Origin of the sequence: Oxalicibacterium faecigallinarum (assembly GCF_014635705.1) — a bacterium.
GTDB classification, from domain to species: Bacteria; Pseudomonadota; Gammaproteobacteria; order Burkholderiales; family Burkholderiaceae_D; genus Oxalicibacterium; species Oxalicibacterium faecigallinarum.
Map to the genome: position 1 here is coordinate 424,546 of NZ_BMDI01000001.1, position 23,906 is coordinate 448,451.

General features: G+C 53.7%; 22 protein-coding genes and 2 tRNA genes. 19 read left to right on the forward strand and 5 right to left on the reverse strand.

Features of this window, described 5'->3' with window-relative positions:
• Window positions 1-4 precede the first annotated feature (4 nt).
• The 6 genes from IEV29_RS02095 (at window position 5) to IEV29_RS02120 (ending at window position 2,645) form a co-directional block, all read left to right on the forward strand.
• A complete protein-coding gene (locus tag IEV29_RS02095; protein ID WP_188379614.1) occupies window positions 5-658 on the forward strand; it encodes a DUF4376 domain-containing protein in 654 nt (217 codons plus the stop codon).
• Between the two features lie 57 nt (window positions 659-715).
• Window positions 716-1,087, forward strand: coding sequence for a hypothetical protein (locus IEV29_RS02100; RefSeq protein WP_188379615.1), 372 nt, complete (start codon window positions 716-718; stop codon window positions 1,085-1,087).
• On the forward strand, window positions 1,084-1,356 hold the full coding sequence (locus IEV29_RS02105; protein WP_229726168.1) for a hypothetical protein: 273 nt from the start codon (window positions 1,084-1,086) through the stop codon (window positions 1,354-1,356). The genes IEV29_RS02100 and IEV29_RS02105 overlap by 4 nt, the downstream gene beginning before the upstream one ends.
• A complete protein-coding gene (locus tag IEV29_RS02110; protein ID WP_188379617.1) occupies window positions 1,353-1,793 on the forward strand; it encodes a D-Ala-D-Ala carboxypeptidase family metallohydrolase in 441 nt (146 codons plus the stop codon). The genes IEV29_RS02105 and IEV29_RS02110 overlap by 4 nt, the downstream gene beginning before the upstream one ends.
• Window positions 1,790-2,299, forward strand: a complete 510-nt coding sequence (locus IEV29_RS02115; protein WP_188379618.1) for a hypothetical protein — start codon at window positions 1,790-1,792, stop codon at window positions 2,297-2,299. Before IEV29_RS02110 ends, IEV29_RS02115 begins: the two co-directional genes overlap by 4 nt.
• An 88-nt stretch (window positions 2,300-2,387) precedes the next feature.
• On the forward strand, window positions 2,388-2,645 hold the full coding sequence (locus IEV29_RS02120) for a hypothetical protein (RefSeq protein ID WP_188379619.1): 258 nt from the start codon (window positions 2,388-2,390) through the stop codon (window positions 2,643-2,645).
• Window positions 2,646-3,234: 589 nt separating this feature from the next.
• On the opposite strand, the gene IEV29_RS02125 is transcribed toward IEV29_RS02120, so the two are convergent.
• Window positions 3,235-3,906, reverse strand: coding sequence for an SOS response-associated peptidase (locus tag IEV29_RS02125; protein WP_229726170.1), 672 nt, complete (start codon window positions 3,904-3,906; stop codon window positions 3,235-3,237).
• A gap of 111 nt (window positions 3,907-4,017) precedes the next feature.
• Between IEV29_RS02125 and IEV29_RS02130 the strand changes: the two genes are divergently transcribed.
• From IEV29_RS02130 to IEV29_RS02155, 6 genes are all read left to right on the forward strand, one after another.
• Complete coding sequence (locus IEV29_RS02130; protein WP_188379621.1) at window positions 4,018-4,479, forward strand: LexA family protein; 462 nt, start codon at window positions 4,018-4,020, stop codon at window positions 4,477-4,479.
• Between the two features lie 2 nt (window positions 4,480-4,481).
• Entirely contained in the window at window positions 4,482-5,750 is a 1,269-nt protein-coding gene (locus IEV29_RS02135) for a Y-family DNA polymerase (RefSeq protein ID WP_188379622.1), read from the forward strand.
• A 35-nt stretch (window positions 5,751-5,785) separates the two neighbouring features.
• Window positions 5,786-6,523 carry a hypothetical protein gene (locus IEV29_RS02140; protein WP_188379623.1) on the forward strand — a complete coding sequence of 246 codons (738 nt, stop codon included), beginning with the start codon at window positions 5,786-5,788 and terminating at the stop codon, window positions 6,521-6,523.
• Window positions 6,524-7,270: 747 nt separating this feature from the next.
• A tRNA-Cys gene (locus tag IEV29_RS02145) sits at window positions 7,271-7,344 on the forward strand.
• 54 nt (window positions 7,345-7,398) lie between these two features.
• Window positions 7,399-7,485: transfer RNA gene (locus IEV29_RS02150), tRNA-Leu, on the forward strand.
• Between the two features lie 5 nt (window positions 7,486-7,490).
• Entirely contained in the window at window positions 7,491-7,925 is a 435-nt protein-coding gene (locus IEV29_RS02155; RefSeq protein ID WP_188379624.1) for a DUF1178 family protein, read from the forward strand.
• Window positions 7,926-8,007: 82 nt separating this feature from the next.
• On the opposite strand, the gene IEV29_RS02160 is transcribed toward IEV29_RS02155, so the two are convergent.
• From IEV29_RS02160 to IEV29_RS02175, 4 genes are all read right to left on the reverse strand, one after another.
• Entirely contained in the window at window positions 8,008-8,700 is a 693-nt protein-coding gene (locus IEV29_RS02160) for a glutathione binding-like protein (protein WP_188379625.1), read from the reverse strand.
• Between the two features lie 91 nt (window positions 8,701-8,791).
• Complete coding sequence (locus IEV29_RS02165) at window positions 8,792-9,490, reverse strand: histidine phosphatase family protein (protein WP_229726172.1); 699 nt, start codon at window positions 9,488-9,490, stop codon at window positions 8,792-8,794.
• Window positions 9,487-10,266 (reverse strand): oxepin-CoA hydrolase, alternative type, encoded by a 780-nt coding sequence (locus IEV29_RS02170; protein WP_188379626.1) that lies wholly within the window; start codon window positions 10,264-10,266, stop codon window positions 9,487-9,489. Before IEV29_RS02170 ends, IEV29_RS02165 begins: the two co-directional genes overlap by 4 nt.
• Window positions 10,267-10,383: 117 nt before the next feature.
• Entirely contained in the window at window positions 10,384-10,857 is a 474-nt protein-coding gene (locus IEV29_RS02175) for a putative toxin-antitoxin system toxin component, PIN family (RefSeq protein ID WP_188379627.1), read from the reverse strand.
• A 30-nt stretch (window positions 10,858-10,887) separates the two neighbouring features.
• On the opposite strand from IEV29_RS02175, the gene yaaA reads away from it, so the two are divergent.
• The 7 genes from yaaA to IEV29_RS02210 form a co-directional block, all read left to right on the forward strand.
• Window positions 10,888-11,664 (forward strand): peroxide stress protein YaaA, encoded by a 777-nt coding sequence (gene yaaA, locus IEV29_RS02180; protein ID WP_188379628.1) that lies wholly within the window; start codon window positions 10,888-10,890, stop codon window positions 11,662-11,664.
• Between the two features lie 433 nt (window positions 11,665-12,097).
• On the forward strand, window positions 12,098-13,723 hold the full coding sequence (locus tag IEV29_RS02185; RefSeq protein ID WP_188379629.1) for a TolC family protein: 1,626 nt from the start codon (window positions 12,098-12,100) through the stop codon (window positions 13,721-13,723).
• Between the two features lie 13 nt (window positions 13,724-13,736).
• Window positions 13,737-14,507 carry an OmpA family protein gene (locus IEV29_RS02190; protein WP_188379630.1) on the forward strand — a complete coding sequence of 257 codons (771 nt, stop codon included), beginning with the start codon at window positions 13,737-13,739 and terminating at the stop codon, window positions 14,505-14,507.
• Entirely contained in the window at window positions 14,504-15,874 is a 1,371-nt protein-coding gene (locus tag IEV29_RS02195; protein WP_188379631.1) for an HlyD family type I secretion periplasmic adaptor subunit, read from the forward strand. Before IEV29_RS02190 ends, IEV29_RS02195 begins: the two co-directional genes overlap by 4 nt.
• A gap of 86 nt (window positions 15,875-15,960) precedes the next feature.
• On the forward strand, window positions 15,961-17,622 hold the full coding sequence (locus tag IEV29_RS02200) for a biopolymer transporter ExbB (RefSeq protein ID WP_188379632.1): 1,662 nt from the start codon (window positions 15,961-15,963) through the stop codon (window positions 17,620-17,622).
• 9 nt (window positions 17,623-17,631) lie between these two features.
• Window positions 17,632-19,398 carry a peptidase domain-containing ABC transporter gene (locus IEV29_RS02205; RefSeq protein WP_188379633.1) on the forward strand — a complete coding sequence of 589 codons (1,767 nt, stop codon included), beginning with the start codon at window positions 17,632-17,634 and terminating at the stop codon, window positions 19,396-19,398.
• A gap of 63 nt (window positions 19,399-19,461) precedes the next feature.
• Window positions 19,462-23,906, forward strand: a 4,445-nt coding sequence (locus IEV29_RS02210) for a beta strand repeat-containing protein (RefSeq protein WP_373868068.1), incomplete at its 3' end; no start/stop codon positions are given.

Here is a 23,906-nt window from a genome sequence, read left to right on the forward strand (position 1 = left end):
GATGATGGAAGTTAAAACAGTCTATTTGTTTGATGAGGTAACGGGCGAACACAAGGGTGAATATCGGGCGCAGGCTTGCCCGATGAATCCAGGGAAATTCATCGTTCCTACTCATTCGACTGATGTGCTGCCACTGGCGCCGCGTGCTGGATTTGCCGACGTATGGAACGGCACCGAACGCACTTACGTGCCTGACCACCGTGGACAAACCATTTATGACCAGGCGACTGGACTGCCTGCTGAATGTGACTACCTTGGCGATCTGCAAGCAGGGTGGGGCATGTCGCCGCCTTTCCATGTCATTAAGCAAAACAAGCTGGTCCAGATCGATCAGAAGTGGGCTGTTGCCAACATGTCTCACTTTGAATACGGCAGCTATCTGATTGGTTGTGACCAGATCGACCGTATGAATATCGATGGTGTGGCCGGTCACATCGCATTGTTTGGCACTTTCCCGGCTGACTTCCCCGGCTTCTGGAAGGCGAAAGACTTGGCCGGCCAGACCGCACTGGTGCCGATGAATTCGGTCAACGATTTTCGTGCGATGTACGCCGCCATGACAGCGCGTGGATCGGCCAACTTTGCACACGCGCAATCGCTCAAGGCGACATTGGCGGATGCCACCACCGAAGCGGAGATTGCCGCAATCGTCTGGTAGAGCGACTTCGCATACACACAAGGCACCTTCGGGTGCCTTTTTCTTTTTGGGGAATCCATGGCTGAGCCAAATTTGACCGGTGCCGCAATTGCCGGCACCGCGATCACGTTCTCCGGAACGCTGATTGGCATGCCCTTTGACACGCTGCTGGCTGGCTTTGCGGGCGGGCTGGTGGCGTTGTCTTACCTGCCCGGATCGCTGACGGTGGCGCGGGTAGTGGGGTCGTTGCTCAGCTCTACCTTGCTTGCCGGCTTCTTTGCGCAGCTGGTCGCGCAATGTGCCTTCACTTACTTGCCCTGGACGCGCGAGCTTGGCGAGACCATGCGCGTGGCGTCGGCCGGTGGCTTGGGTATCTGTTCGCAGGTACTGATACCGCTGGGTCTTAACTGGATCACGTCAAGGAGCAATCGCACGGGAGGTCAATCTTGATGACGCTAATCGTTTCCATGGTGGCGGCACTCGTCATCCTCGTTCACGGCGTGTTCTTCGCCATCAACCGCATGTCGCGCTGCACGCCTTTGCCATTCCGGCTGGGGTGGCTTGCCGTCACGATCGGGGCATTGGCCTATCTGGTCAGCCCTTTTTACGGTTACCGGCCTCCATCGATTCTGGAGGCTTTTTTGTTGTCCGGTCTGGCCATGTTCGTTTTGTTTGATAAGCGATGCCGCCAGCGTAGAAAAGGAGATGTGCCGCGATGAATCTGAGTAAACACTTCACATTGGCCGAGTTGACGATATCGCAGGAGGCCGCACGTAGAGGTATCGACAACACGCCATCACCAACAGCGTTGGCGAACCTAAAACGCGTAGCAGCCGTTCTGGAAGAGGTGCGTGCGTTGTTCGGCATGCCGATCGTCGTGTCGAGTGGGTACCGCTCGCCAGAATTGAATGCGGCAATTGGTGGTAGTCGCACCAGCGCACATGTTCTGGGTCTGGCTGCCGACATCAATTGCCCTGGTATCACCCCGACTGTGCTGGCGAGAAAGATCAGAGACAGCCGCATCATTTTTGACCAGCTGATCCTGGAATATCCAGATCGCGGTGGCTGGGTGCATATTGGCTTATCCGAAAAGTCCCCTCGCGAACAATTGTTCACGAAGCGCAGCGGAACCGGTTACATGCCGGGGATCGCATGAGTGCCGGTGGCGGTTTCCGCACCTTCATCGATCCGTACCTCGGCGTTCTCAAAGCCGTCGTGATCATCGCCGGTGCGCTTGGCCTGATCTGGCTGGGTATGAAAGTCGAGCGGGCTGGATGGGAAAAGAAGCAACGGCTGGCGATCGAGCGGGCGCTGGATGGTGAGCGTGCTTTGCAGGCCGAGATCAACCAATCCACGTCGGATTACATCGACCAACTAAAGAGACAGATTGCGAGGGCAAATGCACTACCCAAAATTACGATGGCCAATGATTGCACTGTTCCTGCCGCTGTTGGTAGCGTGCTCAACGACGCCCAGCGGATGCATGCAGATGCCGGCGATGAGTCCGGAACTGGCGCAGCCCGCCCGGCAGCTGATTCCACATGCGCAGCCGAGCTCGACATCGCCAAGCGAAACTATGCAGAAGTCTGCATCCCCAACGCCGCGCAGTTGAACAAGCTGCAGGAACAGTGGGAGTTGGTTCGCTCTGGGATGCTAAAGTGATGTGCATGGTTAATCGTGATTTATATGGCTGCAATTCTCTTGGCTTGTGAAGTTGTGGCTTTGAGTAGTTTTGAAATGGAGTTTAAAAATGGCATCTTGGTATGAAATGCTGAAGGAAGCTATGGTCCGCGATGGAGAGGACTTTGATAAGCGATCTTGCACGCTAGATGAAGAGGCGCTGAAAAAAGAATTTGACAGTGTGCACGGCGATCCTGAGGGCGCTGCATTCACTGCGTGGGGTGAGAAGTGGGTGTATTTCCCGCTTTGCTACGATGGTGGGGAGTGGGTTGGGCATGCGCCACGTAACGTATGCGACATCTCTATGGCGCATCAGGGTGGCTGGTAATAATTACTGACGCCTTGTCGAGTGGTGAAAATTAAGTAAGGGCGGGATCTTACGACCCCGCTTGACGCTTACAGAAGTTTGCTCATTACCTCGCTGGCAAGAGCGCCAGTAATCAAGGTAATGTGCAAGCTTCTGATGGCGACCTTCTCGCTGACGCATAGCGCCAGCTTGAAGCTTTTTGTGAAAAAGTAGATCTTCACAATTGCCTTTCTGGAAAGGCGCTCCGTTGCATTTGTGCGTGCATTTGCAATTAGCGTTTGCTTGATTACAAAACTGTACGTTATGCTTAATGCATCGAAGCCACTTTCCTCGCATGGGTTGGTCGGTGTAGATACCAAAGACCCCGCCCACCGGGGTCTTTATTCTTTCTACGCATGGTTGTCTCAAGCTGTGTCCACTTGGCAACGTGTTTCCATTGTAAAGATTTCTAGAAATCGCGTTTTTTAGTGGCCGGTATTTCTGCGTTTTTTATGTCATTTGCTTAAGCGCGAAATTGTCGATGAGGCTGTAACCCGCATGCGGTATAGCTGAAAATATTTTGTCTGAAATTCGCAACAGTTATAGATCGGCTCATATGCTGTGTTGAAATTCAGAACAAGGAATCGCTCGTTGCCTGCTTCTTGCGTGGCGCTTGTGGCGCTGGCTCTGCCGCCATCAACTCAGCCGGATACGTTCTAAAAAACGTCCGCGCCTCTTCCGTATCCCTGCATCCTAGCCAGTCATCCCAGTGATCGCGTGGCACGATGATCAGCGATCGCTTCTCGTCACCTGGTCGGTGAAAGCGTCGCATCAAAGGGTGATCGTCCGAATTGACGGTCAGCTGCGTGAAGGATCGCGCCGCGATCTCATCACCATCCATCCAGTTCTTCCAGATACCGGCCACGGCAAACAGCGAGCCGTCGGCCATGCCGATCTTCCAGCGCACGGCCTTGCCGGTTTCCCAATTGGGTTCGTAAAAGTGGCGTAGCGGCACCAGGCAGCGCTGGCCATCTTTCCATGCGCGCGAAAAACTGCGCTTCTGGCCAACGGTTTCGGCCCTGGCATTCATGGTGCTGAATTTGCGCACGCCTTCCGGAATCCGTTTTTGCGGCACCATGCCATAGCTGGCCAGCATGCCGGTACGTGAGTCGCCGTTGCCAGTGATGATCGGTGCCAGATAATCCTGCCAGACTTCTTCCTTCCATTCCGTCTGTTCAAAGACCGGCGCGCTGAACGTCTCGATCATCTCGGTCGGGGTAGGTGCTTTGTAGTTGACGCACATGGCGGTCCTTTTACTGTTGCTGCAATGATTGCATGAATTGCAATACAAGGCAGATTTAATTGCCAATCGGTTAGGCGTCTGCATATACTGTATGCACATACAGTATAAATCATGACGAAAATTATCACACCCACAGGCACACTGCCGTTTAAGCTGATTCCAGCGGCGCATAATCCGCTCAAGCTGCCACTGCCATTTTCCATTTGCCGACTGCCGGCTGGATTTCCATCGCCAGCACAGGACTATATCGAGCAGTTTTTGGATCTAACGGAGCATTTGGTCCGCAATAAAACTGCGACTTTCTATTTTCGTGTTGCCGGTTGGTCAATGCGTGATGCTGGAATTGAGGAGGATGATATTTTGGTGGTGGATCGCTCGATTGGCCCCAGGCATGGACATATTGTCGTGGCGACTGTTGATGGGGACTTCACCGTCAAGAAGTTGTACCGTCGCGCTGGCGTAGTGGAGTTGCGACCGGCCAATCCTGACTTCAAACCGATTGAGTTCTCTGACGGGCAGGAGCTGGTGATCTGGGGCGTGGTCACCTCAATCGTACGCAAATTGCAGGCCTGATCATGTTTGCCCTGGTGGACGTCAATAACTTCTACGTGAGCTGCGAGCGGGTGTTCGATCCCAAGCTGGTCGGGCGCCCGGTCGTGGTGCTGTCGAATAACGACGGTTGCGCGGTGGCCAGATCCAACGAGGTCAAGGCGCTGGGCGTCAAGATGGGTGCGCCGTGGTTTCAGATGGCCGACCTGGCCAAGAAGCACGGCATCGTCGCGCTGTCATCCAATTACACGCTGTACGGCGACATGTCCGACCGTGTGATGCAAATCCTCAAAAGCTATGTGCCCAACGTTGAGGTGTATTCCATCGATGAGAGCTTCCTGCAGCTGGACGGCCTGACCAGTGTGTATCCGTGCTTTACCGACCTTGGCCAGCAGATCAGGGGCAGGGTGTTGCAGTGGACCGGCCTGCCGGTTTGTGTGGGTATGGCGCCATCCAAGACGCTGGCCAAGCTGGCTAATCATCTGGCAAAGAAAAATCCGGAATTCGACGGCGTCTGCGATCTGACGGCCATGTCCTTGGCGGACATTGATCGCTACTTCTCCAAGCTGGATGTGGCTGAGGTGTGGGGTATTGGCAGACGTCTGTGCGTGCAACTGATCGACCTCGGCATCGAGACCGTGCAGGATCTGCGTAACGCCGATCCGAAGCGCCTGCGCGAGCGCTTCGGCGTGGTGATGGAGCGCACCGTTAATGAGCTGCAGGGCGTCTCGTGCCTGGCACTGGAAGAGGTCACGCCGCCACGCAAACAGATTGTATCTTCCCGATCATTCGGCCAGATGGTCACCACCTTCAACGAGCTGCGCGAATCGGTATCTACATACATGACCAGTGCTGCAGAAAAGCTGCGTGGCCAAGACAGCGTGTGCAACCTGGTACACGTGTTTGTCGAGACCAACCGATTCCGCGAGGATCACAAACAATACAACGCCAGCATGACGGTCCCGCTTACCGAGGCAACCAACGACACCCGCCGCCTGATCGCTGCAGCCACGTTTGGCCTGAAGCAGATCTATCGACCAGGCTTTCAGTACAAAAAGGCAGGCGTGATCCTGATGGAGCTGCAGCCGGCAGCGGTGCGGCAGCAATTGCTATTCAAAGAAGAAGACCCGCGATCGGCAAAGCTGATGCAGACATTGGACGCGCTCAATGGCCAGTTCGGCCGCAATACGCTGTTCATGGGATCGTCAGGCATCCAGCATCGCTGGTCGGCCAAGTTTGAGAGTAAGACGCCGAGATACACGACGGATTGGAGCGAATTGCCGACAGTAAATTAGAGGTGTTATTGTGCGCAAAAAAACTAGGAGTGTGCATGTCTGCTTCATATAAAGCTGCGGTATTAGCAATAAACTCGCTTACGAAAGCCGGGGCTGTGGTTCTAGGTTTGTCCGCACTGCTTATAGCGGCTGGTTGGCATGAGGTGACAATTTACTATGCTCAGCTAGGAGCATCATGGGCGGTGCAGCTATATTCGCCAGGCATGTTAATGACTGCTGGATTGCTAAATATTGCGATGCTAGCAACGACAAGCTACGTCGCATTGATAATTTTGATTAGAAGCGATTATTCAGAGCAAAAATTGCAGGTTTTTGCCCAAGCATGCATGGGTTTAGGATTTGTTCTAGGTACTGCCACACTTCACACTCAGGACTTGATATCCCACGAAATATTGATTGGTGGGCTTGTTCTATTTTCGAGGTGCATATTCACAATGGGCGTGGGGATGAGCTTCGCTGCCTTAGTGAGAAGAATTAGGGACGATGGTCTTGAGTGGAATGAAAAGCATCTTGGTTTGATGGTGGCGTGGCTCTATTTCGGTATCGTCATGAGTGCGTTACCGCAAGCACAGTACACAGCAAAAAGGGATTCGTCTTTAGAGAGAAGCGCGCTGGCAAATGTCAAAATTAAAGATGAAGATGGTGTTTGGAGACTTTTGGCCGCGGGCGATAAGCTGATTTTGATGCAAATTCAAGAAGGGCATGCATCGATTTTTAAAGTTATCCAGCCGGAGACCGCTGAATGGATATCAAAAGATAAGTCCTTAAAGTGATAGTAATCTCTGGGTGACTTTTGGGTGAGTCGATACGGATTTACTGTGCATAACAGGGCATGAATAGGTGGCGAACGCTCTTCAGTACTGTTTAAAATCAATCACTTAGAATCAACAGGCAAGCTACGAACCAAGGGGTCGTGGGTTCGATTCCTGCCAGCCGCACCAAAACAAGCAGTAAAGAAACGGGTCAGTGCCACAAGCGCTGGCCCGTTTTTCTTTTTGCGTAACGGTTTTCCCTGCATTACCTATCTGCGGTCGGTGTCGCGTAATGTTCCGACACATTGCTTGGCGTATGGCCATCAAAACTGCCTATCCTGATCGGGTGTCAGAACACAAGGCGCAATCGGATGGCAATGCAAAGGCGTAACTGCTGCATCTGTTTTCCCCACGCAACGGGCTTTTTCCTTTCGTGGTGCCAGTGATGAAGGGTCTGTTGCCATCGACTTGACAGACTAGGTGTGAAGAATCACCGCGCCTCTTCCAGATGGCTGCAGCTACGTTTGCTTAAAAGAGATCTACCGCTCAGACTCTATCGAGATTGAATTGAGGGGGTATATTGCCAAGTGGCTGCACTTCGGTCATAATCGCAAACTTGCTTGGCAAGCGAAAGTTTGCCGGCGACGAAGAATTCCACGTCTTCATGTTCAGGATTTCCAAGAGGAAGCTGATGCTTCCTTTTTTGTTCATGAGGAAGTTGCAAGTCGTTGGTGTGTTTCAGAAAATCGAAATCACAACGCACCCTATGGCGGGGTAGCAAAGTGGTTATGCAGCGGCCTGCAAAGCCGTCTACGCCGGTTCGATTCCGGCCTCCGCCTCCAAGTTTCTGAAAAGCGCCCATGGCGCTTTTTTTATGCTGTTTATACTTACGGCATGCCCTGATGGTGAAATTGGTAGACACAAGAGACTTAAAATCTCTCGCTCGAAAGGGCGTGCCGGTTCGATTCCGGCTCGGGGCACCACTCTCATGAAAGTCTACGATCTTCAATGTGCGCAGGATCATCGCTTCGAAGGCTGGTTTGCCTCCGAGGAGGATTTCTTGTCGCAGAATGAACGGCACCTGATCGATTGTCCAATGTGCGGCAATCAGCAAGTCAATCGCTTGCCTTCTTCGCCTCGTCTCAACCTGTCCGGCGCGACGAAGGCTACATCGTCCGAAAACCGTCGCTTGCAGGAAAAATTGCAGGATGAGCTACTGAGTGCGGCACGTGCCATCATTGCCAATACGGAAGATGTCGGTGACGCCTTTGCTGAAGAGGCGCGTCGTATTCATTACAACGAGAGTGAAGAGCGCGGCATTCGGGGGATCACGACCGCAGCAGAAAGAATGGCATTGGCCGATGAGGGAATCGATGTCTTTTCACTACCTGTAGCAGATGTGGTGAAGCAAACTTTGCAGTAGCCGTATTTGGGTACTTTTCAGCAAAAACGGCAGCCGATCAAAAGGCTGCCGTTTTTTGTTGGCGCTGCAACAAGTAGTGCGATCACCGTTTGGCGTACTGGGTAGCACCATAAAGCACTTCACGCGCCTTGTCATCGATGACGGTGTTGCGTGCATCGACAAACAAGGTGGTGCCTTTTTTGACTGCCGGACGCTCGGCGATTTCTTCGAACCAGCGTTGCAGGTTCGGATAATCCGACAAGGTGATGCCTTGCTTTTCCCATGAACGCAGCCAAGGGAAAGTAGCAATGTCTGCGATGGTATAGCTATTGCCTGCGAGGTACTGGCTTTCGGCCAGGCGACGATCAATCACGCTATACAGTCGCTTGGCTTCGTTGGTGTAGCGATCGATGGCGTACTCGATTTTTTCCGGTGCATACATGCGGAAGTGATGCGCTTGTCCCAGCATCGGGCCTACGCCGCCCATCTGAAACATCACCCATTGCAGGGTTTCGAATTTTTCGCGGTCGGTGGTGCCGAGAAATTTGCCGACCATGCTGGCCAGATAAACCAGAATGGCGCCGGATTCAAATAACGACATCGGTTTGCCATCCGGACCATCGCTATCGACGATTGCGGGAATCTTGTTATTTGGCGAGATCTTCAAGAAGTCCGGTTTGAACTGGTCACCGGCACCGATATCGATATGGTGTTGGCGATAGTCAAGCCCGCATTCTTCCAGCATGACGTGCACTTTGTGACCATTGGGGGTTGCTGTTGAGTAAAGGTCGATCATGTTTTCTCCAGATGGCAGAACAAGCGAATGGCAGGATTATGCAGAAAGTCGGCCTGTTCTGCAGGGCGCGCCACGAAACGCGTCGGAGAGTTCAAAGTCCGCGTGAGCGTTTGTAGTGATGCAGCACTTCTTCCATGGTGGTCAGACGTGTATGCGTATGCAGCGGTAACAACGGAGCATGATTGATGGTGTGGATCAGCCAGTCGTTTCGCTTGTGTCCAACATCGAGCACATTGATGCAGCCGGGCGATTGTTCCAGATTGCCGAGAAAATGCCGCTGTCCGGTAATGGCATAAGAAAGCAGGGCACGATTGACGCCGCCGTGCAGCACCAGCAAAACGGTATCCCAAGATGGATCGGCACGCAGGCGATCGACTTGCGGATGAATGCGATCCATCAATTCGCCCACACTCTCGCCGCCAAGAAAACGGCAATGTTCGCCCGCCATGCAGGAAAAGGCGCTGGTGAAGGCATCTTCCAGATCATCATCGAGAATCGCCTCCAGCGAATGACCGCGCACCTCGGTTAGCTCGGGCCATTGCTCGATCTCGATTTTCTGCCCGGTTTCGGTCAGCACACGCGTAGCCGATTCAACCGTGCGCGGCAGATTGGAGGTGATAACGCGGTCAAACAGAATGTTTTGTGCGGCAAAACTGCGCCCGGCAGCAGTCGTTTGATCACGACCGGTTTCGTTCAACGGCACTTCATCCGGTGAGTAAGGGATACCGTTCTCGTCAAAATACGTCACGCTGCCGTGACGCATCAGGTAAACGCGTCGTCGTTGTGTCATTTGTAGTGCGGAGTTCGTTTTTCAATAAAGGCATGAATGCCTTCTTCTGCGTGTGGATGGTTGAGTGCTTCGACAAAGTGACGTCGCTCCGCTTCAAAGTGACGCGATAACGAGTTGTCGGCAGCTTCACGGACCAGCAGTTTGATGCGATCCATCGCGTTGTCCGATAGGCCTGCCAGTTCATCCGCCCATTCCAGCGCTTTCGTCAGTGTGCTGCCATCAGCGACAAGACGATTGATCAGCCCGAGGTTGTGCAAACGTTCTGCCGCAATTGGTTTGCCTTCGATCATCAGTTCGGTTGCCAGTTGACGCGGCAAGGCCTGCGACAGAAACCACGAGCCACCGCCGTCCGGCGTCAAACCGACTTTGACGTAGGACATGGCGAATCGTGATGTCTTGCCTGCGACAATCAGATCGCAGGCAAGAGCGAGGGAAAAGCCGGCACCGGCGGCGGCTCCTTCCACTGCAGCAATGACTGGCTTGGGGCAGTCGCGGATTGCCTCGATCCAGCCCCGCAATAGATCGACGCCTTCTGTCTGCTTCAGTGGATCCATTTTGCGATGTTCCAGCAAGCGATTCAGATTGCCGCCGGCACAAAAGAAATCGTCGGCACCGGTCAGCACCACGGCGCGGATCGAGTCATCACGCTCAGCCGTGGAGAGCACTTCAATGGCAGCGGCGAACATATCCGGATGCAGCGCGTTCTTGGCACCCGGATTGGAGAGCGTGAGAATTAACGTGGCATTGTGACGTGAAGCCTGGATTTCAGCGGTCATGGTGTCATGAAGGAGAAGAATGGGTGCGAGAGAATATACAGGATGGTTTCTCGATTGACAGGGATTGCCGCAGAAAGATTCCCATCTTCTGCATGATGTCGCGTGCGACCTGCTTGCTCAGTTTGTCGTGACAGATGATTCAGCCAATGGATTTTCGTACGTCGCCATCCATGTTTCGGGCGTCATGATCTCGAACAGGCCTTCGCGCCGGGTTTTGCGGGCGAGTTTGAGCAAAGCCTTATCTTTGGTGATCAGGACAGCGGCTTTGCTGTCGCGCGCGCACTCCAGAAACTTCTGGTCGTCCTTGTCTTTGCAAACGGGGAGTTTATGCACATCAGGATCGGGAAGCGGGATCGGATGACATTGAATGAGTGCATCAAACATTTTTGTAACGCTGGCCCGTCGTGTCTCATCCAGCTTCAAATGTGCGTAGTGCAGCACGAACAACCACTCTTGCCTGCAGTCTTCACGCGTGACGACTTCCAGTTCGCGATGTTCCATCCGGGCGCGTAGTCGGGCCCATCGCGGGTCTTGGAAAACAAACAGATCAAGACACACATTGGTGTCGATCACGATGCGCTTCGGTATCATTGCCAGCTTTACCCTTGTCCGGAAACAGAAATGCTCATAGTTTTATCGCCTGCCAAGACGCTCGATTACGACACGCCAGCACACACCGACGTCAGCACCAAGCCTGATTTCATCAAGCGTTCTGCAGAATTGATCGACATTCTGAGGCAGCACTCGCCGAGTCAGATTGGCAGCCTGATGAAAATTTCGGATCAACTGGCGACGCTGAACGTCAATCGCTATGCCGAATGGTCGACACGCTTTACGAAAAAAAATGCCAAGCAGGCAGTGCTGGCATTTAACGGTGATGTGTATGAAGGGCTGGATGCGGCAAGCATGAACGACACGCAACTGCAGTATGCGCAATCACACGTTCGCATTCTATCCGGTCTTTATGGTCTCTTGCGACCTCTGGATCTGATGCAACCCTATCGACTCGAGATGGGAACGCGCCTCGCCAATCCTGCCGGCAAGGATCTGTATGCATTCTGGGGCGATGAGGTGACGTCGGCCCTGAATAAACAAATAGCGGAGAGCAAGGCTTCTGCCTTGATTAATCTGGCGTCAGAAGAATACTTCAAGGTGGTCAAACCGGGCTTGCTGGATGTGCCGGTCATCACGCCTGTCTTCATGGACTGGAAATCGGGCAAATACAAGATCATTTCCTTTCATGCAAAACGAGCACGTGGTCTGATGGCGCGTTATGCAGCGCAAAAACAAATTGTTCATCCTCAAAAACTCAAGCACTTTGATGTGGAAGGATATGCATTTGATGCGGCGGGATCAGATGGGCAGACCTGGATATTCAAACGGAAATTGGAAGACTGAATCTTTTTTGATGAAAAAAACAGAAGAAGTGCGAGAATTTTTTCTTAAAGAAACAATTGTTTGCAATCTGTTTTAGCTGTCGTTGCGTGTTTAAAAACAATTTGCGTAATTATTTCAAAACCCGCATGGGATAACGTTCTCCCGTCTTGTCATTTCACAAGCAATAAAAAAATAATTTCCATGAAGAAATAAAACGGCGCTTTAAATGCCGTTTTATTCGTCACTCGCCAACTTGCCTTCATTTAACAGTTGTGAAGCCGCAACTAGAATGCTGGGCAAAGTCTCTGGGAATTGCCTCTCGGCACTTATAATTCCCCTCGGAAAATCTCTCTTGGTTATTTATTTCTCTTTGGCATTTCAGCATTGCCTTTTATTTGTCAGGCGCACGTCAATTGCCAGATGAAACGATGCAAGGAACATGCGTGGACGCTTCATGATCAGCTTTATTACGTCGAGAGTGTTGGGTTGTCTTGCCATGCTGGCTTCCGTACCAGCCATTGCCGCGGCAACCATGAGCTCTCCAGCCGAACAACCGATGCAATTGCGGTTGGCGCGCGAGCACATGAACGCACAGACTAAGCTGGCTGCACTTTCTTCTCCAGTTCCGGCCACGCAAGCGGATGGAGGACAGATGCTGATGTCTTCACCCTCGTTGTCTGCCAACGCGGCAGTCGCATCCAAAAATGGCAGGAATCCACCAGCCAAGGAGGATGACGAGATTTTGCGCATGCTGCGTGAAGCAGATGCCGTCTTCGCCGGAAGTGCAATTACCTTGCCGGATACATTGGCGTTTGCCGATGGTCCCGTACAAGCCTTCGTCTCATTGGAAGAGGTTCTTGCACGAACACTGCAGAACAGTTACAGCTACGCCGCAACGACAGCACGTGCCGAAGGCGCGCTCTATGCGAGGAATGCATCGTTGGGACAATTGGGCCCATCGCTTGATTTGCGAGGTCAACGCGGGCGCGAATATTCCGCCCCTGCATCGTTCATTGATCAGAATACGGGGCGTGCCGCGACGAGCGATACGCATACCCGTTGGGATACCAGCGTGATTCTGCGCCAGCCGTTGTTCAATCCGGGTTCCTACTTCGATTACCGCAGAACGGCGTCGCTCGCCGATGCTGCCGACCTGCGTCGCGAGGACGCGCGCGAAGCCTTGTACTACCAGGCTGTCAAAGCCTATTACGATCTGATGCGTGCTTACGCGGCAGTCACGTTCGCCAACAAGTATGCGGAACGCATGTCAGGCCTGCAGGAATACATGAACAAACGCATGCAGGGCGGTGGGGCAAGTCGGGTTGACTTCGAGCGTGTGCGTGGTCGTGCGCTTTCCGCAAAGTCTGCTGTCATCGAAGCCGAGGGCGCACTGGAAAGCGCGCTGGTGACGCTGACGCAGCTGACAGGTGTACGTGCGCAGCAGCTCAATATCCCGCACAAGATGATGCCTTTGGTGCCGGCGTCTTCCAGAGCAGCGATGGAACGGATCTTTGAAACCAACCCGGCGGTGCGAGCTGCACGAGAAGAGGCTGCGGCTGCCAATCAGGAGTTGAAGGCAGCCCGTTCGCGTTTTTCTCCCACCTTCTCTTTCGAAGTCACTCAACTGCGCACCAGCAATGCCGGTGGCGGTGAAGTCTTGACTACCGATCGTCGCTACATGCTGGTGATGAACATGAATCTGCTCAACGGTGGTTCGGACTATTACTACCAGAAGGAAGTCGGCACGCGATTCGTTGACAAGTCGAATACGGCATCGGACGTCGAGCGTAAGTTGAAGGAACAGATCGAGATTAATTACCGCACGCTCGATGCCGTGAAAAAGCGCATCGGCGTCGCGCGCATGGCGTACGAGACCAATGCGGGCGTCGCTGACATTTTTCTTGATCAGCTGACGACCGGCAGCAAACAGTTGCTCGATGTGCTGGACGCCTATCAGCAGGCCTACATGTCGCAGGTTGATCTGGTGCAGTTGTTGTTTCTGCAGGCGGATATCAGCTACCAGATATTGAGAAATACCGGTCGTGCCTCGGCATTCTTCGAAGAGGAAACTGTGCGATGAAAGCGAGTGCGTGATGGAAGGCGGAAGAGAACAGAATTTCTGGCCCGGCTTTGTGGATGCATTGTCGAACGTCGTCCTCGTGATGATATTCGTGGTCGTGGTCTTTGTTGTCACCTTGTTTTACTACTCGCAGAAATTGACCCAGTTCAGAGCAGTGAAATTTCTGGAGCAGAAAGAACAGCAGCAAGAGGTCATGCCGCCGTCGAGCAATCCGCGCCTCGTGGGGAAGAAAGAGGAAAGCAGCAAAGAGCTTTCTCCGATTCAGAAGCAGGATCAGGCAAAGGAAATTGCCGATCTGAAAATGCAGGTCGCTGCACTGAAGTCGCAACTGGCAGCCAGCAATTACACGCCGGCCGGCAGCACGCGCAGCGACGAGCCTGCGCTTGCCAAAGCCATCCAGGTCGAAAAAGACAAGCCGGCGGCAGTGGTCGATGTATTGCCGGGTATCACGCTGGATGCACGTGCCGATGCATTGAACTTGTTGTTTGATCGTGATGGTGTCGAGCTGGGGGATGATGCAAGGCGCAAACTGGATGCCAATATCAAGCGCTGGACAGACCGCATCAAGAATGGCCAGGGAAAGATTGTGGTGACTGGCGTCATCGGTACGGTTTCTTATACAGAAGGACGGCGTCGCGCGTATTACCGAGCCATGGCCGTACGTAATTACCTGATCGATGTCGGTGTTTCACCTACCAGCGTCGTCAGCAGGGTGGTGCCTGGTGCAGAAAGTGCCAATGGTGATGCCACGGTCCTGATCCAGTATGCGGCAAAAGCAAAATGAACGAGCTGACGCCAGACGCAACCAAGCCAACGCTGTTGCAGCGTGCGACGGTTGCCGTACGCCGCGCGGTGCCGTTGATTGATCGTGGTCTGGCGGCGCAGCGCGAGATGCCGCGTCCCAAGCTGTTTGTGCTGCTGGTATCGGCGACAACATTGCTGCTGGTGATTTGGTCCTGGCTGGCACCTATTGATATGGTGGTACGTGGTCAGGGACGAATAGTGCCATCGGAGCACAATCAGATCGTGCAGCATCTCGAAGGCGGTATCGTGGCAGATATTCTGGCGCGGGAAGGAACGACGGTGCGCAAGGATCAGGTTCTGGTAACCATTCGTGATGTGCAGGCCAGTGCCAATCAGGGCGAAGGGCAGGTCAAATTGCAGGGGCTACGCGCACGCGTGGCGCGACTGACGGCAGAATCGACTGGCGCCAACAAGGTTGCCATGCCGGCAGATATGGCTATGGACTCTCAGGTCGTGCAAAGTGAGTTGGCGACTTTCCAGGCAAGACAAACCAAACTCAACGGCGAGCTCAGTATCCTGCGTGAGCAGGCTGCACAGCGACAGGCAGAGTTGTCGGAAACGACGAGTCGCCAGAAGAGTCTGACCGAAGAACTTGCACTGGCTCAGCAACAATATCAACTGGTGCATGCGATGTATCTCAAGAGTGCGGCATCGCAGCTGGAAGATATCCAGTCACAGGCACGTGTACAGGATGCGCGTAGCCGTTTGAGTGCAACCAATGCCATGATTCCGCGTTTGCGCGCAGCGATTTCTGAAGCACAGGCGAAGGTCGGCGATGGTGTGTCACGCTTTCGTGCCGAAGCACATGCCGATCTGACGCTGGCAGAGACCGAACTGGCGCGTCTGTCTGAGGACATGAAATCGCGTAATGATCGCGTCCTGCGATCTGAGCTACGCGCACCCATGGATGGTGTCATCAACCGGATTTTTGTGACAACGGTTGGTGGCGTGGTTAAACCGGGTGATCCCATTCTCGAAATGACACCACTGGATGACAAGGTCGTGGTGGAGGCAAGCATCAGCCCCACAGACCGTGCCGAGCTGGCGATTGGTCGTCCTGCACGCGTCAAGGTCACTGCCTACGATTATGGCGTTTTTGGCTCCATGGAAGGCAAGGTGACCGAGATTAGCGCCGATACCGTGCCCGAGGACAAAGGCGACCGCAAATATCGCGTTAAGATCGAAGTGGCGCGCAAGGCGGCAGAACATAACGATGCAGTAAGAGGTACGCCACTTCTGCCCGGCATGACGGCCACCGCCGATATCGTCGTGGGTCGACGGACGGTATGGCAGTACATCATGTCGCCGCTCAACCGTTTTTCACAAACCGCATTAAGAGAGCCTTGATATGCAGGCGTGGCTGGCTCTTCGCATGGAAATTGCATTGGTAACGGTATTCAATACTCAATCATCAGATCGGACCTAACGGCATCATGAAAACATTGCGCAAATACTATTTTCTTGCGGTGATTCCTTCGCTGTTCCTGCTTGCAGGCGGCATTCTTTTCAGGGAATTCGTCCTGCATGCCGTCTATATCAATCCGGTACTCAATCTGTTCATCATCGGCGTAGCGGTATTTGGCGTGGGTCTGATCATGTATGACCTGTACAAGGTCAACTGGGAATACGACAAACTGATGCTGTTTTATAAACGCAGCAATGACGGCGAAGAGCTGGATGTGCTGGTCAAGGATCCGGTATTCGAGGGGTCGGAGATTGCCAAGGTGCTGGTCAGCGTCGCGAATACAAAAGGGCGTCTGACCTCCCGTATCGAACAGGAGACGATCGAACGCTCCCTTTCCGATCTGCATGCGCATCTGGACGCACGCATGGAGTTTCCACAGTACTTGACCGGCTTCATGATTGCGCTCGGCCTGTTGGGCACGTTTATCGGCCTGCTGGAAACACTGGTCAGCACCGCCGAGCTGATCAATGGTTTCGGCCTTGCCAGTCAGGGTGAAAACATGGACGCGTCCTTTGCGCATCTTGTCGCCGATTTGAACAAGCCGCTGGCTAGTATGGGTACGGCATTCAGTGCCTCCATGTTCGGTCTGATCGGCTCGCTGGCACTGGGTCTGACACTGGTCTGCCTGCGTGGGGCCGGGAAAAAGCTGGTGGTAACCGCACGCGGTTGCATCAGCGAGATGGTCGAACACGTTGTGCATGAGGCATCGGGCCCTGGTGCCTCGCAACGTCAGGGCATCTCGGAATCCTTTCTTGCCGAATTCCTGCACGATCTGATGGTATTGCAACGCGAATCGGTACTGACATCGCGTAACAGTTCGGATGCCTCGCTGCAGGCAGGCATGAAGCTGGAAGCCATGAACGAACGTCTGGCGGGCATCGGCCGCTTGTTCCAGGAAAGCATTGATGAATCGAAAGCAACGCGCAATCTGGTGGCGTTTGGCCCGCGTATGCATGAGGTTGGTCAGCAAACGCTGGAAGAAATTCGTACCGTTGGGCAGTTGATCAATCAGAAGCTCGCATCGACACAAGACATCACGCAAAGCCTCTCACTGCTGAACGAGCGTCTGAACATCAATGGTGATATCGCCTTGCGCAGTCTGGATGTTCTGCCGCAGATCGTCAATACGATGCAGACCGGTCAAAGCTCGATCTCGAATTCCCTGAACTCGTTGCAGACGCAGCAATCGGAACTGGCTTCCGCTTATGAGCGTTCGGCACAACATATTGCACAGTTGCCGGCGCTGCTATCGCAGATTTCCAACCGCATGTCGGATGAGCTCAATGCCATTCAGCATCAGGCAGAGATTCATTCGACGGTTGCAACGCGTATCGGACAGCTGGGTACCGTCATCGGTGAGAATTCCAGCAACATCACGCGTGATGCACTGGCGGCGCGTCAGTTGCAGATCGATTTGGCCAAGCACATGGCAACGCAGAATGAACGCATCAAGGGTCTTGATGCAATCCCGCAGGCCCTGTCCGGTATCAATGAGGCTCTGATGCGTCAGAACGTGCTGTCGCAAACCATCATCGAAGAGATGCGTAACGGTCGTCAGACCATGATTCGCGATCTGCGTCTGGAATTGCGCGAAGCCATGCGCGAAATCGCAAGCAAGACGGCACGTTAAAAGACGGTCATGAGCCAGATTCCCGACATGCCATCCAGTGCGTTGCCACCCGTTGAGGCGGCAGCCGCTGCCTCGACCACGACAGGCAAGGGCGGCTTGCGGGAAGCCATCGACCAGGTGACGCGTGACCCCATGTATCTCACGATGCTGCGCGCGTATGGCAAGCGTCTGGTCGAGATCGTTGTAGCGGGCTTTCTGATCAATCTGTTCGGTCTGCTGATGCCGTTGTACTCGCGTCTGATTTACGACAAGGTAATCGGCAATCATATTCCGGAAACGTTATGGGCCCTGACAATCGGCATGCTGCTGTTTGTCGTACTGGAATTTGTGCTGCGGGTTATCCGCACCTATTACGTTGAACAACTGGCCGGCAGGTTCGATGTCGAGTTTGATCAGGCCGTTGTCGAAAAGCTGCTGGCGGCGCGTGTGGCATGGCCGGTCGGCGTCGTGCTGGCACGCTATCGCGATATTGCAAGTGCCCGCGATTTGCTGTCGTCCAACTACATGCTGATCATTATCGATTTTCCATTTCTGCTGCTTTATCTGCTCGCACTTGCTCTTATCGGCGGCAGTATCGTCTGGGTAGTGATCGTTGGCGGACTGATTCTGCTACTAGCGCAATGGCTGTGCAAAGTGCCGTCGATGGATTACGCCAGAATCTCGATGACAACCGGGGCAAGCAAGATAGACAAGCTGGCGGGACTGGTTTTCGGTATCGAGACACTCAGGACTTCCGCGCTCAGGCAGCGTGTGTTAACGCTGTTTGCAAGCGATGCCGAACAATCTGCGATTGCCCAGTCGAAAGGACGTTTCTGGGCATCCGTCAGTTATACGATTTCCAACATCAGTTACTCGGTGATCACGATCGGCGTAATGGTGGTCGGTGTGTATCTGGTCGAAGACGGTGCCTTGACGGTGGGGGCACTGATTGCGGCTTCCATGCTGGCTTCACGCGCTGCATCCATGTTGTCCTCGGTATCGACGGTGATGACACGTCTGGACGCGTTCAAGCAGGCGCGTGCCGCTTTTGAAGATCTGTTTTTTGAAAGCATTCACAAGGACGAAGCCTTTGGCAAAGTGGAGCGTCAGCAAATCGAGGGGCGTATTCAGGTTGCCAAGTTGGCATATAGCGTGCGGCCAGGCGAGCCGCCGATGCTCAAGCAACTCTCGTTTGCCATCAATCCGGGCGAGAAAGTGGGCATAGTCGGACGCTCGGGTTCGGGAAAATCGACCTTGTTGCGCTGCCTTGCCGGTGTATATAGCGCGGATACCGGACAGGTTTTGTATGACGGCATTGCGCTCGGTGCTTATCCGGATGCCGTACGCATGCATGCCATCGCCTACAAGCCGCAGGAGCCCTTTTTATTTGATGGGACATTGGCTGCAAATATCTTTGCGCAGGACATGATCAGTACCAACGTTTATCAGGCAGCACTTGCAGTGTCTTGCCTGGATGAGCTGATTGTTGGTGGTCAACTGCGTCTCGATCAGATTGTGACTGCCCCGGGCAATCTGTCGGGTGGTCAACGACAGATGATTGCGTTGGCACGTGCCGTCGCGTGCGTGCCGAATGTGATGTTGCTGGATGAACCAACGACCGGGATCGATCAGATTACCGAGGCGCGCATCGTTGAGCGCCTGATGAACTTTGCAGAAAAGCGCACGCTGGTTGTTGCGACACATAGTCCGGTTCTCTTGCGCAAGATGGATCGCATTATCGTGATAGAAGACGGAAAAATTGTGACGGATGGGCCAAGAGAACAGGTTCTGAAGTAACGCCGCAATTGAAGACGTAATTAATCGGTGACCTAGGTCGCCGCAAGGAAGAAGGGATCTCCGATGGCCACTGCTCCGGTTTCCAAAGTAAGCGCTACCCAGATTGCTACCGATAAAAACGGTACGCCGATCAGAGTGGTCACGCCCGATCAGGATGGCAACTTCCAACTGAAGATCAGCAAGGGCGATGTTGCCAAGATTCAGATCATCGATGTGGATATGGTGCTGGTTCTGGCGGACGGAACGCGATTGGTACTGGCCGGTGGTGCACTCGGTGCACTCGATGGCGACGTACGCGTAAACTTCAGTAATGGCCCGGATACGGCAGCACGCCTGCTGGAGCAAGTAGGCAAGATTGAACTGCAAAAATTCGATCACCCGCAAGTACTGAACTCGGAATCCACCAATCGCGATGTGGCTGATGAAAAACGGCGCGGGCCACGCGATCTGGAAACAGCGCATGATCTTGCCAGTCAGGCGCAGGCTGCGAATGCAACGCTGACCGCAATCAGTCAGGCATTGGCACAATTGGCCAGCGTGGTACAGAACAATGCGCAACCTGTGAATGATTTCACTTCGAATTTGCAGGGCGAGGCGCCGAAACTACCGCCGATTCGCTACATCGCTGACTTGCCGCCAGAGCGGCCAGGCAAGGCGCCGCAAGAATATGTCATCGGTCCGAATGAGCCCGCGATGGATGTACGCCTGGTCAATACGACTGTGACAACCACCATCGGTACCACCTTGTTCGGTAGTGGCGGCAGCAGCGAACTCAATTCGTCGATCAATCCGTCAAATGCTGCGCAGATTGCACCGCAGATCATCAATGCGAGCAATGCAATCACAACGATTTATGCCAATGGCAAAGGGGTCGCCCCGGGCAGTACAACGCCGAGTGGCACTTTCTCCAAGGTGCTGGATGTCCAGATCAGCGGTGACGGCAATGTGCAGTCGCTGGTCGTGACTGGTGTGCCGAACGATATGAAAATTGTTGGGGCGACCGCGCTGGGGAACAATAATTACCAGATCAACGTATCGCCCAATACGAAGCAGTATCCGCTGGAGTTGGAATACAACACAAAGGAGCCAAATCCTGGCGCGCCGATTCATCAGAATTTCACACTGGTGTTCACTCTCAACGTGATTACGACGGAAGGTGTGCAGACGGTCACCAGTGTTCGTCAGGTTGTGCTCAAGGACGCGACCACCGCTAATGATCTGACGTATGCCAACCCTGTCACTGGCGAAAGCGTCTTCGTGCTGCCTGCGCAAGGTCTGTCCCATATCGTACATGCGGGTGATAACGCTGGCGTCACCATGTACGGTACAAACGCCAATGATTTTCTTTATGGTGGAACGGGCAACGATACGATCTACGGCGGTTTCGGCAACACCTATTTTGAAGGTGGGGCAGGTAATGATGTGCTGCATGGCGGTTTGAACACGGCATTGACCAATGTGAATACGGTCGGGTACAAGACATCGACTTCCGGCGTGCTGGTTGACTTGAATGCGGGTACGGCGCTGGATGGTTTTGGCGGCCAGGATACGCTGGTCAACATGCATAGTGCGATTGGTAGTGCGCATGACGATACATTCATCGTCGGTGCAACGACCAAATCAATTGATGGTGGCAATGGGAGTGACACCATCGATTTCTCGGCATCGACAGCTGGCGTCACCATCAATCTGAAATCGGGGTCAGGTACAGGCGGCTATGCACAAAATCTGACGTTTTCAAATATCGAGAATGTTGTCGGCTCCAGTCATAGCGATACTTTCCTGGCGAGTGGCGTCGCCAATCTTTTTGACGGTGGCAGTGGTGGCACGAATACAGTGTCCTATGCCTCGTCGCCGGGGACGGGGACGACTGGCGTCACCGTCAATTTGTTGACGGGTGAAGGTTTTGGCGGAGACGCTGCTGGCGATCGGTACGTCAATATCCAGAATGTGACCGGGAGTGCCTACGACGATGTATTTGTAGGCAACGCGGAAGCCAATCATTTTGAAGGTGGTGGTGGTAATGACACCGTCAGTTACGCTGGTTCTGCCGCTGGCGTTACGGTAGATTTTTATCAAGGTACAGGTTCTGGCATTGGCAGTAATGCTGTTGGCGATACGTACCACAATATTCAAAATGTCATCGGTAGCGCACACGATGATTCTTTTGTCGCTGATACGACGAGCAGAAGCTTTCATGGCGGTAGCGGTGGCGTCGATAGTGTCAGCTATGACCGCTTCCTCACGTCTGTCACCATCGATGCGCAGCGTAATCTGGGTGGCCTGGTGACCGGAACGAGTGGTGGTTTGCCTACTTACTCCAACAGCTATACCAACATCGACAAGTTCTACGGCACGGCGTACATGGACTTGTTCATCGCCAGCGATCGTGCCGATAACTTTGACGGTTTAGGTGGTGTCGATACGGTTACATACGCCGCAGATACGGTCGGCGTTGTCGTCAACCTGGTGACAGGAGAAGGTTCCGGCACCGGTAGCCTTGCGGACGGTGATCGCCTTGCCAACATCGAGAACGTGATTGGCGGCAGCGGTAACGATCTTTTTTACGCCAATGATGTAGCCAACGTTTTCAACGGTGGTAGCGGCGGATCAAATACAGTCGACTATAGTTATTCGACCACCGGTGGCGTTGTCGTGGATTTGTTTCATGGCAACGGTGTGGGTACAAGCGGCGGTTTTGCGCAGGGCGATCAGTTCATCAACATCCAGAACGTAACGGGTACGGCATTCGACGACACCTTTGTGGCGAGTGCCGATGCCAATCGTTTCGACGGTGGCTCAGGCGGACGCAATCGTGTCAGCTATGCCAATGATACGGTTGGGGTAACGGTTGATCTTGCGAATGGTCTTGGTTCTGGTGCGGGAAGCCTTGCTGCGGGTGATGTCTTTGTAAACATCCAGGACGCAACCGGCGGTTCGGGTGACGACACCTTTGTCGCGAGTAATGCGTCGAATCGATTTGACGGTGGCGCAGGTAGCAACACCGTGAGTTACGCAGCCTCTACTGCCGGAGTGACGGTTGATTTGGTAATGGGTACCGGTTCGGGTGGCTATGCTGCCAACGATACCTACGTTCATATTCAAAATGTGATTGGCAGTGCGCAGAATGATTTGTTCATCGCAAATAATGAAGCAAATGCCTTTACCGGAAATGGCGGTATCGACACAGTCAGTTATGCACGGGCCAATGACGGAATCGGCGTCACGGTTGACTTGAATGCAGGACAGGGCACGAACGGATTTGCCGACGGTGATACCTACGATGGTATCCAGAACGTGATCGGCACGGCTTACGACGATACCTTTGTCGCCAGCGATCTGGTCAACGTGTTTGATGGCGGATTGGGACGCAATACAGTCAGTTATGCGGCATCGGATGAAGGCGTAACGGTTGACCTGATCACAGGTTCGGGCGCTGGCGGTTACGCGCAAGGCGATCAGTACACGGCAATCCAGAACGTGATCGGCAGCGCGCATGATGATTTGTTTATTGCGAATGCAGAGATCAATGATCTGGATGGCGGTGCAGGCCGTAATCGTGTCAGCTATGCCAGCGATACACAAAACCTGACGATCAATCTTGCCGATGGCACCGGTCTGGGCGGTAATGCGCAGGGTGACACGTATGTTCGTATTCAGGATGTAACGGGTGGCTCGGGCGACGATATCTTTATCGCGAGCGCGGAGGAAAATGATTTCGATGGTGGCGCTGGCCGTAATCGCGTCAGCTACCAGAATGACACGGCAGATCTGACAATCGATCTGTTGAATGGCAACGGATTCGGTGGCAATGCCGAAGGTGATACCTACATCAGAATTCAGGATGCGACCGGTGGTGCGGGTAATGACACGTTCGTCGGCAGTAATGATGCCAACCACTTTGATGGTGGCGCTGGACGTAATCGCGTTAGTTATGCAACAGACACGGCTGATCTGACGATCAACCTGGCGGCGGGTACTGGCTTGGGTGGTACGGCGGCAGGCGATACGTACATCAATATTCAGGATGCCACGGGTGGAACGGGTAACGATACGTTTGTCGCGAGCGCAGCCGAGAACAATTTTGTTGGTGGCGCAGGCAACAACACCGTCAGCTACGCAGCCGCCAACAACAGTATCGGTGTGACGGTCAATCTGGACACGCAACAAGGTAGCGGTACTGCCGGCAGCTGGGCAGTGGGTGATACCTACAGTGATATTCAGAACGTGATCGGTACGTCCTATAACGACACCTTCATTGCCGGTTCTGTCGCCAATATCTTCACGGGCGGCGGTGGCAGCGATACGGTCAGCTATGCAGCATCGGATACGGGCGTGATAGTCAACCTTGCAGATAGTACTTATGAAGGTGTGGCTGCATCACGCGGTAGCGGTGGTTACGCGCAAGGCGATCAGTACAACGCAATCAATAACGTCATCGGTAGTAATTACAACGACGTATTCATCGCCAATGCACAAGTCAACGCGTTTGATGGTGGCGGTGGCAC

Excerpts from the sequence above, each read along its gene's own strand:
- IEV29_RS02125 (WP_229726170.1), bottom strand. The coding sequence starts at position 3,906 with ATGTGCGTCAACTACAAAGCACCTACCCCGACCGAGATGATCGAGACG.
- IEV29_RS02120 (WP_188379619.1), top strand. The coding sequence starts at position 2,388 with ATGGCATCTTGGTATGAAATGCTGAAGGAAGCTATGGTCCGCGATGGA.
- yaaA (WP_188379628.1), top strand. The coding sequence starts at position 10,888 with ATGCTCATAGTTTTATCGCCTGCCAAGACGCTCGATTACGACACGCCA.
- IEV29_RS02100 (WP_188379615.1), top strand. The coding sequence starts at position 716 with ATGGCTGAGCCAAATTTGACCGGTGCCGCAATTGCCGGCACCGCGATC.
- IEV29_RS02130 (WP_188379621.1), top strand. The coding sequence starts at position 4,018 with ATGACGAAAATTATCACACCCACAGGCACACTGCCGTTTAAGCTGATT.
- IEV29_RS02190 (WP_188379630.1), top strand. The coding sequence starts at position 13,737 with ATGGAAGGCGGAAGAGAACAGAATTTCTGGCCCGGCTTTGTGGATGCA.
- IEV29_RS02205 (WP_188379633.1), top strand. The coding sequence starts at position 17,632 with ATGAGCCAGATTCCCGACATGCCATCCAGTGCGTTGCCACCCGTTGAG.
- IEV29_RS02165 (WP_229726172.1), bottom strand. The coding sequence starts at position 9,490 with ATGACACAACGACGACGCGTTTACCTGATGCGTCACGGCAGCGTGACG.
- IEV29_RS02175 (WP_188379627.1), bottom strand. The coding sequence starts at position 10,857 with ATGATACCGAAGCGCATCGTGATCGACACCAATGTGTGTCTTGATCTG.
- IEV29_RS02115 (WP_188379618.1), top strand. The coding sequence starts at position 1,790 with ATGAGTGCCGGTGGCGGTTTCCGCACCTTCATCGATCCGTACCTCGGC.
- IEV29_RS02110 (WP_188379617.1), top strand. The coding sequence starts at position 1,353 with ATGAATCTGAGTAAACACTTCACATTGGCCGAGTTGACGATATCGCAG.
- IEV29_RS02095 (WP_188379614.1), top strand. The coding sequence starts at position 5 with ATGGAAGTTAAAACAGTCTATTTGTTTGATGAGGTAACGGGCGAACAC.
- IEV29_RS02140 (WP_188379623.1), top strand. The coding sequence starts at position 5,786 with ATGTCTGCTTCATATAAAGCTGCGGTATTAGCAATAAACTCGCTTACG.
- IEV29_RS02200 (WP_188379632.1), top strand. The coding sequence starts at position 15,961 with ATGAAAACATTGCGCAAATACTATTTTCTTGCGGTGATTCCTTCGCTG.
- IEV29_RS02155 (WP_188379624.1), top strand. The coding sequence starts at position 7,491 with ATGAAAGTCTACGATCTTCAATGTGCGCAGGATCATCGCTTCGAAGGC.
- IEV29_RS02195 (WP_188379631.1), top strand. The coding sequence starts at position 14,504 with ATGAACGAGCTGACGCCAGACGCAACCAAGCCAACGCTGTTGCAGCGT.
- IEV29_RS02185 (WP_188379629.1), top strand. The coding sequence starts at position 12,098 with ATGATCAGCTTTATTACGTCGAGAGTGTTGGGTTGTCTTGCCATGCTG.
- IEV29_RS02135 (WP_188379622.1), top strand. The coding sequence starts at position 4,482 with ATGTTTGCCCTGGTGGACGTCAATAACTTCTACGTGAGCTGCGAGCGG.
- IEV29_RS02160 (WP_188379625.1), bottom strand. The coding sequence starts at position 8,700 with ATGATCGACCTTTACTCAACAGCAACCCCCAATGGTCACAAAGTGCAC.
- IEV29_RS02170 (WP_188379626.1), bottom strand. The coding sequence starts at position 10,266 with ATGACCGCTGAAATCCAGGCTTCACGTCACAATGCCACGTTAATTCTC.